Annotated in this window: 15 protein-coding genes; 9 read left to right on the forward strand and 6 right to left on the reverse strand. The window is 68.7% G+C overall.

Annotated elements, in window-relative coordinates:
- Positions 1-38: 38 nt before the first annotated feature.
- Both ASF63_RS08670 and ASF63_RS08675 read left to right on the forward strand, forming a co-directional pair.
- Positions 39-1,391 carry an NtaA/DmoA family FMN-dependent monooxygenase gene (locus ASF63_RS08670; RefSeq protein WP_056512076.1) on the forward strand — a complete coding sequence of 451 codons (1,353 nt, stop codon included), beginning with the start codon at positions 39-41 and terminating at the stop codon, positions 1,389-1,391.
- An 11-nt stretch (positions 1,392-1,402) separates the two neighbouring features.
- The gene (locus ASF63_RS08675; RefSeq protein ID WP_056512079.1) at positions 1,403-2,758 is read left to right on the forward strand and encodes an LLM class flavin-dependent oxidoreductase; all 1,356 of its coding nucleotides are present in this window, start codon (positions 1,403-1,405) and stop codon (positions 2,756-2,758) included.
- A gap of 48 nt (positions 2,759-2,806) precedes the next feature.
- Here the strand turns inward: ASF63_RS08675 and ASF63_RS08680 are convergent, their stop codons facing one another.
- Entirely contained in the window at positions 2,807-4,219 is a 1,413-nt protein-coding gene (locus tag ASF63_RS08680) for an MFS transporter (protein ID WP_056512082.1), read from the reverse strand.
- 101 nt (positions 4,220-4,320) lie between these two features.
- On the opposite strand from ASF63_RS08680, the gene ASF63_RS08685 reads away from it, so the two are divergent.
- On the forward strand, positions 4,321-4,917 hold the full coding sequence (locus tag ASF63_RS08685) for a hypothetical protein (RefSeq protein WP_056512085.1): 597 nt from the start codon (positions 4,321-4,323) through the stop codon (positions 4,915-4,917).
- Between the two features lie 3 nt (positions 4,918-4,920).
- Here the strand turns inward: ASF63_RS08685 and ASF63_RS08690 are convergent, their stop codons facing one another.
- Positions 4,921-5,826, reverse strand: coding sequence for a serine protein kinase RIO (locus tag ASF63_RS08690; RefSeq protein WP_056512088.1), 906 nt, complete (start codon positions 5,824-5,826; stop codon positions 4,921-4,923).
- 296 nt (positions 5,827-6,122) lie between these two features.
- Here ASF63_RS08690 and ASF63_RS08695 point away from each other — a divergent pair, with 296 nt between their 5' ends.
- Entirely contained in the window at positions 6,123-7,328 is a 1,206-nt protein-coding gene (locus tag ASF63_RS08695; protein ID WP_056512090.1) for an MFS transporter, read from the forward strand.
- A gap of 36 nt (positions 7,329-7,364) precedes the next feature.
- Here ASF63_RS08695 and ASF63_RS18820 read toward each other — a convergent pair whose 3' ends face one another.
- Positions 7,365-8,282 carry a helix-turn-helix transcriptional regulator gene (locus ASF63_RS18820; RefSeq protein ID WP_082477966.1) on the reverse strand — a complete coding sequence of 306 codons (918 nt, stop codon included), beginning with the start codon at positions 8,280-8,282 and terminating at the stop codon, positions 7,365-7,367.
- Positions 8,283-8,351: 69 nt separating this feature from the next.
- On the opposite strand from ASF63_RS18820, the gene ASF63_RS08705 reads away from it, so the two are divergent.
- Positions 8,352-8,813 (forward strand): DUF3817 domain-containing protein, encoded by a 462-nt coding sequence (locus ASF63_RS08705; protein ID WP_056512093.1) that lies wholly within the window; start codon positions 8,352-8,354, stop codon positions 8,811-8,813.
- Positions 8,814-8,825: 12 nt separating this feature from the next.
- Here ASF63_RS08705 and ASF63_RS08710 read toward each other — a convergent pair whose 3' ends face one another.
- The 3 genes from ASF63_RS08710 to ASF63_RS08720 form a co-directional block, all read right to left on the reverse strand.
- On the reverse strand, positions 8,826-9,500 hold the full coding sequence (locus ASF63_RS08710) for a hypothetical protein (protein WP_056512098.1): 675 nt from the start codon (positions 9,498-9,500) through the stop codon (positions 8,826-8,828).
- Between the two features lie 70 nt (positions 9,501-9,570).
- A complete protein-coding gene (locus ASF63_RS08715; protein ID WP_056512101.1) occupies positions 9,571-10,587 on the reverse strand; it encodes an NAD(P)/FAD-dependent oxidoreductase in 1,017 nt (338 codons plus the stop codon).
- 49 nt (positions 10,588-10,636) lie between these two features.
- Positions 10,637-11,368 (reverse strand): tyrosine-protein phosphatase, encoded by a 732-nt coding sequence (locus ASF63_RS08720; RefSeq protein ID WP_056512104.1) that lies wholly within the window; start codon positions 11,366-11,368, stop codon positions 10,637-10,639.
- A 179-nt stretch (positions 11,369-11,547) separates the two neighbouring features.
- Here ASF63_RS08720 and dnaK point away from each other — a divergent pair, with 179 nt between their 5' ends.
- The 4 genes from dnaK to ASF63_RS08740 are packed head-to-tail and all read left to right on the forward strand — an operon-like array spanning position 11,548 to position 15,542.
- On the forward strand, positions 11,548-13,410 hold the full coding sequence (gene dnaK, locus ASF63_RS08725) for a molecular chaperone DnaK (RefSeq protein WP_056512107.1): 1,863 nt from the start codon (positions 11,548-11,550) through the stop codon (positions 13,408-13,410).
- A 2-nt stretch (positions 13,411-13,412) separates the two neighbouring features.
- A complete protein-coding gene (locus ASF63_RS08730; protein WP_056512109.1) occupies positions 13,413-14,054 on the forward strand; it encodes a nucleotide exchange factor GrpE in 642 nt (213 codons plus the stop codon).
- 7 nt (positions 14,055-14,061) lie between these two features.
- Entirely contained in the window at positions 14,062-15,051 is a 990-nt protein-coding gene (locus ASF63_RS08735) for a DnaJ C-terminal domain-containing protein (protein ID WP_056512112.1), read from the forward strand.
- A gap of 59 nt (positions 15,052-15,110) precedes the next feature.
- Entirely contained in the window at positions 15,111-15,542 is a 432-nt protein-coding gene (locus tag ASF63_RS08740) for a heat shock protein transcriptional repressor HspR (RefSeq protein WP_056512114.1), read from the forward strand.
- Positions 15,543-15,551: the final 9 nt, after the last annotated feature.

A 15,551-nucleotide genomic window follows, 5' to 3' on the forward strand; every position in this document is an offset into this window, starting at 1 on the left:
ATCCCGCGACACGCCCCCAGAACACCCAGGAGACGGACATGACCGAACGCAAGCTCAAGATCGCCCTCAGCGTGTACGGGGTCGGCGGCCCCGGCCAGCACAGCCTCTGGAAGGACCCGCGGATCCCGGCGAACGCGTCGATCGACATCGACTGGTACATCGCGAGGGCGAAGCAGGCCGAGGCCGCGCTGTTCGACGCGCTCTTCATCGTCGACAGCCAGTTCATCAACGCGACCTACCCCGCGCACTACCTCAACCGCCTCGAGCCCCTCACCCTGCTGTCGGCCGTCGCGACTCACACGAAGAACCTCGGCCTGATCGGCACGGCCAGCTCGACGTACAACTCGCCGTTCAACCTGGCCCGTCGGTTCGGATCGCTCGACCACATCAGCCACGGCCGCGCCGGCTGGAACGTGGTGACCAGCTTCGACACCGGAACCTCGCGCAACTACGGACTCGAGGAGCACCTCGACTACGCGACGCGCTACGGCCGCGCACTCGAAGCTGTGCAGGTCGTGCGCGGCCTGTGGGACTCGTACGAAGACGACGCGTTCGTCGCCGACGTCGAGAACGACCTCTTCCTCGACCCCGCGAAGCTGCACCCCCTGAACCACCGGGGCGAGCACTTCCGAGTCGACGGGCCGCTCAACCTCTCGCGCTCGCCGCAGGGCCAGCCCGTCATCTTCCAGGCCGGCATCTCGGAGGAGGGCAAGACCCTCGCGGGCGAGGTGGCCGAGGGCATCTACGCTCCCGGCGAGGACATCGACACCGCCCGTGCTTATTACAAGGACGTGAAGGGCCGCCTCGCGCAGCACGGTCGGCACTGGGACGACCTCGTGATCCTGGTCGGCGCGACACCGGTGATCGCATCGACGGATGCCGAGGCGCACCGCCTCGCCCGCGAGATCTACGAGTCCGACAACGACTTCGACCGCAAGCTCGCCGCCTTCGGTCGGGCTTTCGGGGCGTACGACTTCTCGCAGCATGACCTCGATGCCCCGTTCCCCGATGTCAGCGCGCTGGCCGAGAAGGGCGGACGCACGCGCTCGGCGGCGATCGTCGGACGGGCCGCCGAAGGAGGGCTCTCGCTGCGCCAGACGGTCGAGGAGTTCACGCAGTACTCGCCGTCGCCGTTCATCGGCAGCCCCGAGACCGTCGCCGACACGATCCAGGACTGGTTCCTCGGCCGCGCCGCCGACGGACTGAACCTGCGCGCGCGCACGCCGGACGACATCGACACCTTCACGTCCGAGGTGCTGCCGATCCTGCAGCGTCGGGGACTCTTCCGCACCGAATACGAGGCCGACACGCTGCGCGGCAACCTCGGACTCCGGGTGCCCGAGAACAGCAACACGGCGAATGCCTCGGCATCCGCCCTCGTCGAAGCCTAGGAGAGAACATCATGACCGACAGGAAGCTCAAGCTCGGACTCGTGCTCACCGGATCCGGAGGGCCGGGCAATCACAATCTGTGGCTGGACCCCGAGATCCCCGCGAACGCGAGCGTCGACATCGACTGGTACATCGAGCACGCGAAGAAGGCCGAGGAGTCGAAGTTCGACCTCGTCTTCATCGTCGACAGCCAATACATCACCCCGGATTCACCGCCTCACTACCTGAGCAGGCTCGAGCCGCTCACGCTGCTGTCCGCCCTCGCCACCCACACGAAGAGGGTGGGCCTGGTCGGTACCTTGACCACCTCGTACAACGCGCCGTTCAACGTGGCGCGGCGCTTCGCGTCGCTCGACCACATCAGCCACGGCCGCGCCGGGTGGAACGTCGTCACCAGCGGGGATGCCGGAACAGCGGGCAACTACGGACTCGACGAGCACTACGACTACGACACCCGCTACGGGCGGGCGAGCGAGCACGTCAAGCTCGTGCAGGCGCTGTGGGACTCGTACGAGCCCGACGCGCTGCCGCGTGATCGTGCGACCGCGCAGTTCCTCGACCCCTCGAAGCTGCACATGGTGAATCACCGGGGCGAGTACTTCTCGGTCACGGGACCGCTGAACATCGAGCGGCTGCCGCAGGGAGCGCCGGTGATCTTCCAGGCCGGCGACTCCGAGCAGGGTCGCGATCTCGGCGCCGAGGTGGGGGAGGGCATCTTCACGCACGCGGCCACGCTCGCCGGAGCCAAGGCGTTCTACGACGACATCAAGGGCAGGGCGGTGTCGAAGTACGGCCGTCGGCCGGAGGACCTGGTGATCCTGCCCGGAGTCGGGGTCGTGATCGGCGACACCGACGACGAGGCGGCCGAGCTCGAGCAGCACTACCGGTCGAGCGACCACTCGTTCGCACAGGCGCTGGGCGAGTTCGGTCGGTCGTTCGGCTGGCACGACTTCCGTCAGTACGACCTCGACTCCCCGTTCCCGCAGGACGTGCTGCGGTACGCGCAGAACAGCTTCCGCACGCAGGCCGAGCGGATCGTCGCCCATGCCGCCGAGGCGAAGCTGACGCTGCGCGAGACGGTGCAGCTGAGCCTGCGTCGTGACCGCGGCCCGTTCGTCGGCACGGCTGAGACCGTGGCCGACCGCCTGCAGGAGTGGTTCGAGGCCTACGGGCTCGACGGGTACAACATCCACGCCGGGCACCCGGCGCAGCTCACCCGGTTCATCGAGGAGGTGGTGCCGATCCTGCAGCACCGTGGGGTCTTCCGCACCGAGTACGAGAGCGACACGCTGCGCGGGAACCTCGGCCTGAAGACGCCCGAGAACCGGTACGCCTCGGCGCGCGCGGAGGAGGCGGTCACCGTCTGAGTCGAGACGCCGGGCCTGGCCGGCCGGCATCCCTGCTGCCCGGTTTGGTCAGTTTTTCTGCGTCGCCTTCACCGGCAGCAGCAGCAGGAAGCCCGCGATCAGCACGATCACGATGCCGAGGATGCCGTATGACGTCGAGCCCGAGAGCACGATCAGCAGCGTCCAGGCGCCCGATGCCATCCAGCTCGCCGCCCGCCCGGTCGTGGCATAGAGGCCGAAGATCTCGCCCTCGCGCCCGGCCGGGGTGATGCGGGCGAGGAACGATCGCGACGCCGCCTGGGCGGGGCCGACGAAGGCGCAGAGCACCAGACCGCCGATCCAGAACACGACCGTGCCGGCATCCACCAGGAAGAACACGGCGAGGCCCGCGATCACCATGGATGCGAGAGAGATGAGGATGATCCGCTTCGGACCGAATCGGTCGTCGTAGCGTCCGGCGATGATGGTGGAGACCCCTGCGATGAGGTTCGCCGCGATGCCGAAGATCACGAGGTCGAGGAACGCGAAGTCGAACACCTGGCTGGCGATGACCGCGCCGAACGCGAAGACGCCGCCGAGTCCGTCGCGGAACACCGCGCTCGACAGCAGGAACCAGAATGTCTGACGGGTCTCGGGGTTGCGGTAGAGGCCCGTGACGTCTTTCACGAGCAGCCCGTACGACGCGAAGAAGCCGACCTTGCGCTCGGGGCGGCCGAGCGAGGGCTCCGGCACGTTGAGGAAGATCGGGATGGAGAAGACGATCGCCCAGATCGCGCAGCCGACCGCGATGATGCGGAACGGCAGCCCGCCGTCCTCGGGGAGGCCGAACCAGTCGAGCATGTAGAAGACGACGACGAGGACGAGCGCGATGATGCCGCCGATGTAGCCGAAGCCCCAGCCGAGACCCGAGATGCGTCCGACGGTCTTCGGATTCGCGATGCCGATGAGCATCGCGTTCGAGTTCACGGCCGCGATCTCGCCGAACACGGAGCCCGCCGAGATCAGCGCCACGCCGAGCCAGAACAGCGCGGGCGTGGGTTCGACGAACCACAGGCCGAACATGCAGGCGATGAGCGCGCCGGTGCCGATCCCGAGCCAGAGCTTCTGACGGCCCGCGGCATCCGCTCGCTGGCCGAGCACCGGTGCGATCAGGAGGATCGCGATTCCGGCGATCGTCGACCCGAGGCCGAGTCCCGAGGCGAGGTCGGCCTCGGCGGCTTCGCGGATCGGGTCCTTCGCGTCGAGTCCCGCGATCGACGCCGGCAGGAATGCCTCGGTCGTGAGGTACAGGGCGGTGAAGATGAAAGTGAGGATGACCGTGTTGAAGGGCTGCGTCGCCCAGTCCCACAGCGCCCACGAGTAGACCTGCTTCTTGGGGGCCGGTGTCTCGCCGCGCAGGTCGAGGCCGATGACTCCGACCGCACCGCTGTTGGCCATCGCAGCGGGCTCGGGCACCGCGCCGCTCTGCGGGGATTCGCTCATGCTCGAAGTCTGGCGGCGCGGGGTGAACGGACGGTGACGGCGCGCCGCGCGGCGGTCTCGGCTCCTCGGGTACGCCTCACCCCTTCGGGTACCGTCGAGGCATGTCGACGACGCCGGAGGTGCCTCGCGCCATCCGTCGTGCCGTGCCTCGCACCGTGGTCCTGTTCGAGGGCCGCAGCGACAGTCTCGCGTTCATCGCCCTGGCTCGGCGACGGAGCCTCGGCATCGAGGCTCTCGAGCTGGTCGACCTCGACGGCATCACCAACCTCCGCAAGACTCTGGCCGCGCTGCGGGCGGAGTCGGATGCTCCGCGCATCCTCGGTCTGTACGACGCGGCCGAGGGCGACTATGTCGCGAAGATCCTCGTGGATATCGGTGTCATCGCCGACGGCGCTGCTCCGAGCGATGCCGGCTTCTACGGCTGCGAGCGCGACCTCGAAGACGAGGTGATCGCGGCGGCCGGCCCGGAACTGGTACTGGACACGCTGGCAGCCCGGGGTGAGCTCGCCAGATTCCAGGTGTTCCAGGGGCAGCCGGCGCAGCGCGAGCGCACCATCGACGAGCAGCTGCATCGCTTCGCGGGCACGGCCGCAGGCCGGAAGGCCCGCTTCTCGGCCGACGTGATCGATGCCCTGCCGCTCGAGCGGATGCCGCGGCCCCTCGACGACCTCCTCGACGCGGCTCTGCGTCTCGGCTGAGAGTCACGCGTACGACGCGGCGAGCATCTCGGCGAACAACTCCTCAGCGTCCCGCTCGACGCGGCGGCGGGTGAACCAGTCGCAGATGTTGACGCAGTCGCGGTGCAGCAGATCGAGGCCCTGCGGGTTGGCGATGATGTCGACGATCTGCGGCAGGTCGATCACCCTCACCCGGCCGTCGTGCACGAGCAGGTTGTAGGCCGAGAGGTCGCCGTGCGCGAAGCCTGCCGCGGCGAAGATCCGCATCAGGTCGACGATCTGGTCGTACAGATCGGCCAGCTCGGCGCGGTCGCTGCGCACCGCCGCCAGTCGGGGAGCGGCGACGCCGTTCGCATCGCCGACGAACTCCATGAGCAGCTCGGTGCCGTTGACCTGCACGGGGTAGGGAACGGGCGCGCCGAGCTCCCACATGCGGCACAGCGCATCGAACTCGGCGAAAGACCACTGCGCGGCGGCGACCGCCCGGCCGTGCTCGGACTTCTTGGCGAGCGCCCTGGTGTCGCGGGTGTTCCTGGTGCTGCGGCCCTCGGTGTAGACGCCCGAGCGGTGGAAGCTGCTGTGGTCGGTGTCGCGATAGCGCTTGGCGGCGAGCAGGGTGCCCTGGGCGGGGTCATCCGGCACCGCCCGTTCGAGGAGGAACACATCGGCCTCCTTGCCGGTCTTGAGGATGCCGAGCTCGGTGTCGAGCGCGCCGGCGCTCGTCACGACCCAGGCAGGCCACGGCAGGGGGCCGCGCTCCGACGGGGTGATCGCCGGCCAGGTGGTCCATCGCTGGTTGTCGCCGGGTTCGACATCGGCGAACGTCGGGACGGATTCGAAGGGGGAGGCGTCGAACGCCGACGCGGTCGACGAAGGGACGGGGGAGAGACGGGAAGAGGATGCTTCGGAAGAAGCGAAGAGATCAGACACGGTGTGGCTCCGAGAGAGGGAGGCCACCGCGGATCAGGAGCGGGCGGCCTCGAGAGGAAGGATGTCGGCGAGGGGCGCGACAGAGACTGCGTTCATGTCATCCACTCCTCTCGCTGAGGCCTTCCGGGAGAATCCCGGTGCGTCGTCGAGCCTAGAGGTCACGGGCAGATCGTGTCCAGACCAGATCTATTGCTTCCCAGGCCCGGTCCGGTGCTCCTGGCCCGGTCCGGACGAATGGTCGGATGCCGTGGACGCCGCGTCGGGTACAGCATCCCCGCGACTGCGAGTGTTGATGCATGACCACGACTGCGCCCGTACCCGTGACGACCGCCCGCACCGAGAGCATCCGCTACGGCGGGCTCATCGTGCTGATGCTGATGGGCTTCCTGCTCGTCACCGCGGAGTTCCTGCCCAACGGCGTGCTCACCGAGATGGCAGACGCGCTCGGTGTCACGCCAGGCCAGGCCGGGCAGACCGTGACGGTCACCGCTCTCGTCGGCCTGATCGTCGCACCCACGGTCGGCCTGATCTTCCCCCGCCTCGACCGCCGGTCGCTGCTCATCTGGATGGCGCTCGCCGCCGCCGCATCCAACCTGATCGTCGCGATCGCCCCGAACCTCCTCATCGTCCTGCTCGCACGGTTCCTGCTGGGAGCGGCGATCAGCGCGTTCTGGGCGATGTCGATCACGGTGGCCGTGCGGCTCGCGGGTCCCGAGCACCTCGGGCGCGGGGTCATGTTCACCTCCGCCGGAGTCTCGCTCGCCACGGTCGCGGGCGTGCCGCTCGGCGTCATGCTCAGCGAGATCGTCGACTGGCAGACGGTGTTCGCGATCGCCGGAGTGCTCATGGTGGTGCTCGCCGTGGCGCTGCGGTTCATGCTGCCGTCTGTGCCTGCCGAGCAGGCGTCGAGCATCCGTCTGCTCGTCGACACCCTGCGTCGCCCCGGCATCGGGCTCGGCATGGTCGGGCACGTGCTCGTGGTGCTCGGGCACTTCCTCGCCTACACGTACGTGCGGCTGGCGCTCGAGCGCATCCCCGAGGTCGAGCCGACGACGATCATCCTGCTGCTCGCCCTCTTCGGCGTCGGCGGCCTCGCCGGCAACCTCGGACTCGGGTTCTTCATCGACCGCACCTTCGCGTTCTTCGCGGTGTTCGCCCCGCTCGTGATCGCCGTGTCGGTGCTGTCGATGATCTTCCTCTCCGGGTCGGTCCTCGGCATCGGCATCGTCGTGCTGGTGTGGGGCTTCTTCTTCTCGTCGTGGCTGCTCGTGATCAACACCTGGGTGGGGCATCGCACCCCCGACCGCCTCGAAGCCGGCGGCAGCCTCGTCGTGGTCGGCTTCCAGGGCGCGATCACGATCGCGGCCGGTCTCGGAGGTCTGCTCGTCGACACCCTCGACGTCGAGTTCGTCTACGTGCTCGGGGCGATCTCGCTGCTGGTCGGCGCCGTGCTCTTCGGAATGTCGAACCGCAGGAGCACGGCAGCGGCAGCGCTCGTCTGAGCACGCGGGGCGCTGTGCCCGGCAGGAACGCCGGGCTCAGGCGGGGACGGCGGTCAGCTCAGACGACCGCCACGCAGACGGGGTCAGGCCGGTGCGGCGTCGGAACGCGCGGCTGAAGCCCTCGTCCGAGGCGTAGCCGAGCTCGCGCGAGGTCTCGCTGACGGATCGGCCGGCGCTCAGCATCCGCTTTGCCGTGTCGATGCGCACCTCGGTGACGTAGTCGGCGGGGGAGCGGCCGATCGCGCTGCGGAAGCGCTCGGCGAAGACCGATCGCGACATCGCCCCGACGCTCGCGAGGCGCTCGACGGTCCACTCTCGACCCGGCTGCTCGTGGATCGCCTCGACCACGCGATCGAGGAACGGATCCTTCGAGACCGACGGCCATCCCGCGGGCGCGCAGCCGTTCGCGGCCCAGGCGCGGATGACCGAGAGCAGCACGGTCTGCGCCATCATTCGGCAGATCACGGGGTCGCCCTGGCGAGTCGGGCACGTGGCAGGGTCTGTGGGACCCATGCTGCCGGCGAGGGCTGCTGCGGCTGGCTCGAGGGCGTCGAATGACATGACGGTGATCGGGTCGGGGAGCACGGCGGCGAGCATCGATGCGCTGTCCGAGAACTCGAGGTCGACCACCACCAGGTCGGTCGCAGACCCGGCTTCGAGAGCGATCGGAGCCCTGCCGAGCGTGAGGAATGCGTCGCCTCTGACGAGACTCGCGCTCAGGGGCCGGTCGTCGACGGCCACGATCTGCGCCGTGCGGTCGACGTCGAGGCGGCATCCGGTGGTGAGGGGTGGATGCCCGCTCACCGAACCGTCGGCGATGTAGACGAGAGTGGCGGCGCCCGAGGGCAGCGGCAGGAGGCCGCCCGTCGCCAGCGCGACGCGTCGGGCGATGCCGACGCGCAGGTCGACGGAGTCGAGCACGTGCCCGAGGGCTGCGGAATCGACCGTCACCATGCCTTCGGCGACGCCCGGGGACTCATAGCTATTCCGGATACGCTGGAAGGACCCCACCCGAGGAGTCCCGTGTTCCGCACACCCGACCGCCTGTTCCGAGTCCTCGCGATCGCGGAGGCGATCACCTGGACCATTCTCATCTCGGCGATCATCGCCCGTGCTGTCGGTGCGCCCGGCATCGTCGTGACGGTGGGCGGTGGCATCCACGGTTTCGTGTTCCTCGCGTACGCGGCGACCGCCGTGCTCGTCGCGTTGAACCAGCGCTGGCACCTCGGCGTCGCGATCCTCGCCGTGGTCAGCGCGATCGTGCCCTACGCGACGATCCCCATGGAGATCTGGCTGCACCGCACCGGGCGCCTGGCCGGCGACTGGCGGCTCGAGCAGAGCGCCGACCCGCGCGACGCCCGCTGGTACGACAGGCTCATGCGGTGGTTCCTGCGCCGTCCGTGGGTGCTCGCGATCCTGCTCGTCGTCGGAATCGTCGCGCTGTACGTGATCCTGCTGCTGGTCGGTCCGCCCGGCGGCAAGTGACGTCCGCGCGCGTCACTGCACGACGACGGCGTTCTTGTCGATGACCTCGGCCATCGTCGCGTCGATGTCGCCACCCGTGCAGTCGACGATCACGTAGAGCCCGACGCCGGTCGCGGTGAAGGCCCGCGCGGCCATGCTCCACTTGCGCTCGCCGGCTTCGCCCTCGACCTGACGGTTCTCGACGTCGGTGTTGCCGCCGATCTGGTAGCTGAAGGCGCCGGTCGTGGAGAGCGGTGTGATGGCCGCCGCATCCGCCTCGCCCAGTATCACGGCGAGCATCGCGTCGGAGCTGACGCTGTCATCGCCCGCGACCGTAGGCACATCGGGGATGAGTCCCTGCCAGAACTGCGCGGTGCACGTGTCGTCGATCGTGCCGTAGGTCCAGCCGCCGTTGCCGTCGTCGGGCTTGACGATCTTCCAGCCGTCGTCGACCACGAAGCCGTCTCCCCACTGGATGTAGGCCGTGGCCGGCAGATCGGCCCCCGCAGCGAAGGTCAGCGACGAGGGCAGGTCTCCGGCCGGCTGCTCGGTCGGGCTCGCGGTGGGGGCCGGGTCTGGGCCGTCGCCGTCGGGGGTGTTCACGGGGATCTGCGCGTACAGGCATCCGCTGAGCGGCAGCACTGCCAGAGCGACCACGGAGGCTGCGGCGAGGCGGACGAGCGGAGAGACCTGCGAGATGCGCGTCATGCCGGTCAGCCTAGCCGGGGCATGCGTGCGCGTGGCAGGGCGCCGTCGAGGGTCGACCGCCGTCGGGCTGTCAGTGCGCGGATGCGATGCCGACGGCATCCTGCACCATCACCGAGGCGACGCGCGCCCCCGCTCCCGCCGCGACGATCAGCTGCTGCGGGCCGGGGATCGCCGCATCGCCGGCGGCGTAGAGCCCCGGGATGTCGGTGCGCCCCGAGCGGTCGGTCACGAGATGTCCGTCGTGATCGATCGACGGCGCGAAGCCGCGCAGGAACGACAGATCGGTCTCCCACTCCGGCCGGACGAACCCTCCCTCGACCGGGATGACGGACCCGTCGTCGAGTCTGATCGCCTCGATGCGGCCGCGGTCGCCGACGAGTTCGGAGATCGGATGCCGCGCGACCGCGACTCCCGCTGCGGCCAGCTCGGCCTCCTGCGCGCTCGTCACGGTGTCGGCGCCGAGCGTGAAGACGGTGAGATCCTCGGTCCAGCGGGCGATGAGTCGGGCGCGGTCGGCGAGGTCCTCGGTCGTGCCGATGAGTGCGAGTCGTCTCCCGCGCATCTCCCACGCGTCGCAGGCCGCGCAGCTGAACAGGCTGATGCCGTAGAACCCGCGCAGGTTCGGCACATCGGGGAGGGTCTCGCGCAGCCCGGTGGCGAGCAGCACCGAGTGCGCGGTGACGATGTCGGTCGGATCCTTGCGGCCGATGGATGCCGTGAACCGGCGTCGCCCCCCGACGGCATCCGGCACGAGGCCGGCATCCGGCACGAGGCCGGCATCCGGCACGAGGCCGGCATCCGGCGCGACTCCAGACTCCAGCCGTGCGAGATCGAGTACTCGCACGCGGGTGCGCACCTCGATGTTCGGGTAGGCGGCGAGCTCCTCGCGCGCGATGCGCCGCAGCTCGTGCGGGGGCACCCCGTCGCGGGTGAGGAAACCGTGCGAGTTCAGAGTGGCGGCGTTGCGAGGGCGGTCCGCATCGACGACGAGCACGCGCATGAGCGAGCGTCCGAGATTCAGGGCGGCGGAGAGCCCGGCGGGGCCGCCGCCGATCACGAGCACGTCGTAGGCGTCCGTGTCAGTCATCAGTGCCCTTCTGTCACGTCCAGTCTGCCACCTCGCGACTGAGGGTCACCTAACTCGGGGTGCGACCGCGGCTGGGCACGGAGCTCCGCCACGTGCGGAGTGCGAGCAGGGCGTCAGGGGCCAGACCCGCCGACCTCGACCAGTCATCGAGGTCGAGGGACTCGTAGGCGTCGGCGAACGCGGACTCCGGGGTGTGGCCGAAGCTCGTCAGCACCGCTCGGCGTTCCGCGGCGTGCTGCGATCTGCTGCGGAGCGTCTCCATCGCGGCCGCGTTCGCGAACGAGGTCGCGTAGTCGCGGCGCGCGGCGTCGGTGGTCACGTCGATGGCTCGCAACAGCATCATCGTGACGAGACCGGTGCGGTCCCATCCGGCCGCGCAGTGGAACAGGATGCCGCCGGGGCGCGCCGCCGCGATCGCCTGCAGCACCCCCGCCATCCGATGCGGCAGGTCGGTGAGGTGCGGCACGTAATAGAGCGGTGTGCCCCAGCGGCCGTCGGCCTCGAGCGGCTCCCAGAAGGCGCGTTCGTCCCCGTCGAGATCCACGGTGATCAGGTCGATGTCGTCCGGCACGCCCGGTGTGCGCTCCTCCGGGCGACGGAGATCGAGCACGGTCGCGATGCCGCGTGCGCGCAGTCGATCCCAGCCCTCGGAAGGGACGAGATCAGGGGCGTCGGACCGGACGAAGACACCATGCGGGGTGACGCTGCCGTCCCGGCGCGGCAGACCCCCGAGGTCGCGCGCGTTCGCGAGGCCGGGGATGTCGAGGGGAGGGTGGCTCACGCGGGGATTCTTGCACGGCGGCCTGATTCCGCACCCGGAATCCAAAGTTGAGCCAGTTCATATCAACTTTGTTTGACAGCATCCGGAGGTCGGAGTACAGTTGAGTCATCGCGACTCAGGTTTCCCTGATCGCCCCGGATTTCCAGACCACATCAACCTCAGCAACAAAGGAGAATCACATGGCACGTGCTGTTGGAATCGACCTCGGTACGACGAACTCCGTCGTCAGCGTCCTCGAGGGTGGCGAGCCGAAGGTCATCGCCAATGCCGAGGGCTTCCGCACGACCCCCTCGGTCGTCGCCTTCACGAAGGACGGCGAGGTGCTCGTCGGCGAGACCGCGAAGCGCCAGGCCGTCACGAACGTCGACCGCACCATCGCATCCGTCAAGCGCCACATCGGCACCGACTGGACGTTCGACGTCGACGGCAAGAAGTGGACGCCGCAGGAGATCTCCGCGCGCATCCTCCAGAAGCTCAAGCGCGACGCCGAGTCGTACCTCGGTGACACGGTGACCGACGCGGTCATCACCGTCCCCGCGTACTTCAACGACGCCGAGCGTCAGGCCACCAAGGAGGCCGGCGAGATCTCGGGTCTCAACGTCCTGCGCATCATCAACGAGCCCACCGCTGCGGCGCTCGCGTACGGCCTCGACAAGGGCAAGGAAGACGAGCTCATCCTGGTCTTCGACCTCGGTGGCGGAACGTTCGACGTCTCGCTGCTCGAGGTGGGCAAGGACGACGACTTCTCGACCATCCAGGTGCGCTCCACCTCCGGTGACAACCGCCTCGGCGGCGACGACTGGGACCAGCGTCTCGTCGACCACCTGATCAAGCAGTTCAAGGAGACCACGGGCGTCGACGTCTCGGGCGACAAGATCGCCCTGCAGCGTCTGAAGGAGGCTGCGGAGCAGGCCAAGAAGGAGCTCTCCTCCTCGACCTCGACCAGCATCAACCTCCCGTACCTGTCGCTGACCGAGTCGGGCCCCGTCTCGCTCTCCGAGACCATCACCCGCGCGAAGTTCGAGGACCTCACCAAGGACCTCCTCGACCGCACCAAGAAGCCCTTCGAGGACGTCATCCGCGAAGCCGGCATCAAGGTCGCCGACATCGACCACATCGTGCTCGTGGGTGGATCGACCCGTATGCCCGCCGTGGCCGAGCTCGTCAAGCGCGAGACCGGCAAGGAGGCCAACAAGGGCGTCAACCCCGATGAGGTCGTCGCCGTGGGCGCCGCTCTCCAGGCCGGCGTCCTCAAGGGTGAGCGCAAGGATGTCCTGCTCATCGACGTCACCCCCCTCAGCCTCGGAATCGAGACCAAGGGCGGCATGATGACCAAGCTCATCGAGCGCAACACGGCCATCCCGACCAAGCGCAGCGAGACCTTCACCACGGCAGACGACAACCAGCCGTCCGTCGCGATCCAGGTCTTCCAGGGCGAGCGCGACTTCACCCGCGACAACAAGCCGCTGGGTACGTTCGAGCTCACCGGAATCGCCCCGGCTCCCCGTGGCATCCCGCAGATCGAGGTCACGTTCGACATCGACGCCAACGGCATCGTGCACGTGTCCGCCAAGGACAAGGGCACCGGCACCGAGAAGTCGATCGTCATCTCGGGCGGATCGTCGCTGTCGAAGGAAGACATCGAGCGTATGGTGCGCGAGGCCGAAGAGCATGCAGCCGAAGACAAGGCGCGCCGCGAGGCCGCTGAGGTCCGCAACCAGGCCGAGACGCTCGCGTACTCGATCGACAAGCTGATCACCGAGAACGACGACAAGCTGCCTGAAGACGTCAAGACCGAGGTCAAGGCCGACGTCGACGCTCTGAAGACCGCTCTGGCCGGCGAAGACGACGAGGCCGTGAAGACCGCGTTCGACAAGCTGAACCAGTCGCAGGGCAAGATCGGCGAGGCCATCTACGCACAGTCTCAGGCTGAGGGCGCCCCGAGCGCCGACGCCGCGGGCGAGGCTCCGGCCGATGACAGCTCCTCCGACGAGGACGTCATCGACGCCGAGGTCGTCGACGACGAGGACGAGAAGAAGTAATCATGACGGACAAGAACTTCGAAGGTGACGACGAGGTTCGCAGCGAGGGGTCGGATGCTCAGGCATCCGGCCCCGCGCCGCAGAACCCCGACTCGCGCGAGGCCGCGGCCGCAGAAGGATCCGACGAGATGCCGGTCGACGGCGCGCCCGACGATCTGACGGTCGACGACATCCTCGGCGCCACCCAGACCGGCGAGGCCGCAGCAGAGGATGCTGTGCTCGCCGACCTGGAGTCGACGCTGCTGAACGACCTCAAGCGCCTCCAGGCCGAGTACGCCAACTACCGCCGCCGTACCGAAGAGCAGCGCCAGGTCGAGATCGAGCGCGCGAGGGGCGAGGCCGCCAAGGGCCTCATCCCCGTGCTCGACGATCTCGATCGCGCAGCGCAACACGGTGACCTGGTCGAGGGCACGCCCTTCGCGGTGATCGCCGGCAAGGTGCGCACGGTGGTGGAGCGGCTCGGCGTCGTCTCGTACGGCGAGAAGGGCGAGGAATTCGACCCTCAGCGCCACGAGGCGATCTTCCAGCAGCCCACGCCGGGCGCCGACAAGACCACGGTGCTCGAGGTCGTCGAGGTGGGTTACCGCCTGGGTGATGTCGAGCTGCGTCCCGCGAAGGTCGTCGTCGCCGTACCCGCAGAGTAGGTGATCGATGGCTAGCCAGGACTGGTTCGACAAGGACTTCTACAAGACCCTCGGGGTCTCGAAGGACGTCAGCGACGCCGATCTCAAGAAGACGTACCGAAAGCTCGCTCGCAAGTATCACCCCGACTCCAACCAGGGTGACGAGAAGGCCGAGGCGAAGTTCAAGGAGGTCAGCGAGGCGTACTCGGTGCTCTCCGACCCCGAACAGCGCAAGGAGTACGACGAGATCCGCGCGATGGGCTCGGGCGCACGCTTCACGGCGGGCGGTTCGAGCGCAGGCGGCTTCGAAGACGTCTTCAGCCGGTTCGGGCAGCAGGGGCGCGGGCAGCAGCAGTCCGCTGACTTCGAGGACATCTTCGCGATGTTCAACCAGGGTCAGGGCGGTTCGTTCGGCTCCGGTCGGTTCGGGCAGACGTCCGGCGGGTACCGAGGCTTCGGCGGCCCCCAGAAGGGCGCTGACGTCACGGCGCGCACCACGCTCGACTTCGCCACCGCCGTGCAGGGTGAGACGATCAGCCTGCAGGGCGACGACGGCAAGCCGTTCAAGGTGAAGATCCCGGCCGGTGTGGCCGACGGTCAGAAGATCAGGCTCCGCGGACGCGGTCGACCCTCCCCCGACGGCGGGGAGAATGGCGACGTCGTGGTGCAGATCGCGGTGCGACCGCATCCGGTGTTCACCCGCGAAGGGCTGAACCTGCGTGTGGTCGTGCCGGTGACCTTCACCGAGGCCGCGCTCGGCGCGACCATCGAGGTTCCGACGCTCGGCGGCGACACGGTCAAGCTCCGTGTCGCCCCCGGCACCCCGTCAGGACGCGTGCTGCGCGTCAAGGGACGCGGCGTGACCACGGCGAAGGGCACGGGCGATCTGCTCGCCGAGCTGCAGATCGCGGTGCCTTCGCACCTCGACGAGGCCGCTCGCGAGGCGCTGGAGAAGTTCCAGGCCCTCGAGCCCGCCGAGAACCCGCGGGCGGACCTCATTGCCAAGGCCCGCCGGTAGGGAAACCGCGATGAGAACGATGATGACGAACGCGAACACCGAGGGAGAGGTGATCCACAGTGGCTGACCAGCGCATGGATGCCGACACCCCGGTGTTCGCGATCGCCGTCGCCGCCGAGCTCTCGGGAATGCATCCGCAGACTCTGCGACAGTACGACCGCATCGGGCTCGTGGTGCCCGGGCGCACATCCGGCGGCTCGCGCCGCTACTCCACTCGCAACATCGAGCAGCTCCGCGAGGTCGCCCAGCTGTCGTCTGAAGGCGTGAGCCTTCCGGCCATCGCGCGACTCCTCGATCTGGAGGATGAGAACCGGATGCTGCGCCGCCGCGTCGTGGAACTCGATGCCGCCCTGCGGGCCGAGCGAGAGAGCCGCCCCGGCGTCCGGGTGTTCGCCGCCGGTGCATCGGGTGTCATCCCGATGCCGAACGGCCGCCGCATGCGCCGCTCTGCCGAGGTCGTCCTCTGGCATCCGGGTGGCGGGCGGGACTGAGCGCTCCGG

This window comes from Microbacterium sp. Leaf320, from assembly GCF_001423485.1.
GTDB lineage: Bacteria > Actinomycetota > Actinomycetes > Actinomycetales > Microbacteriaceae > Microbacterium.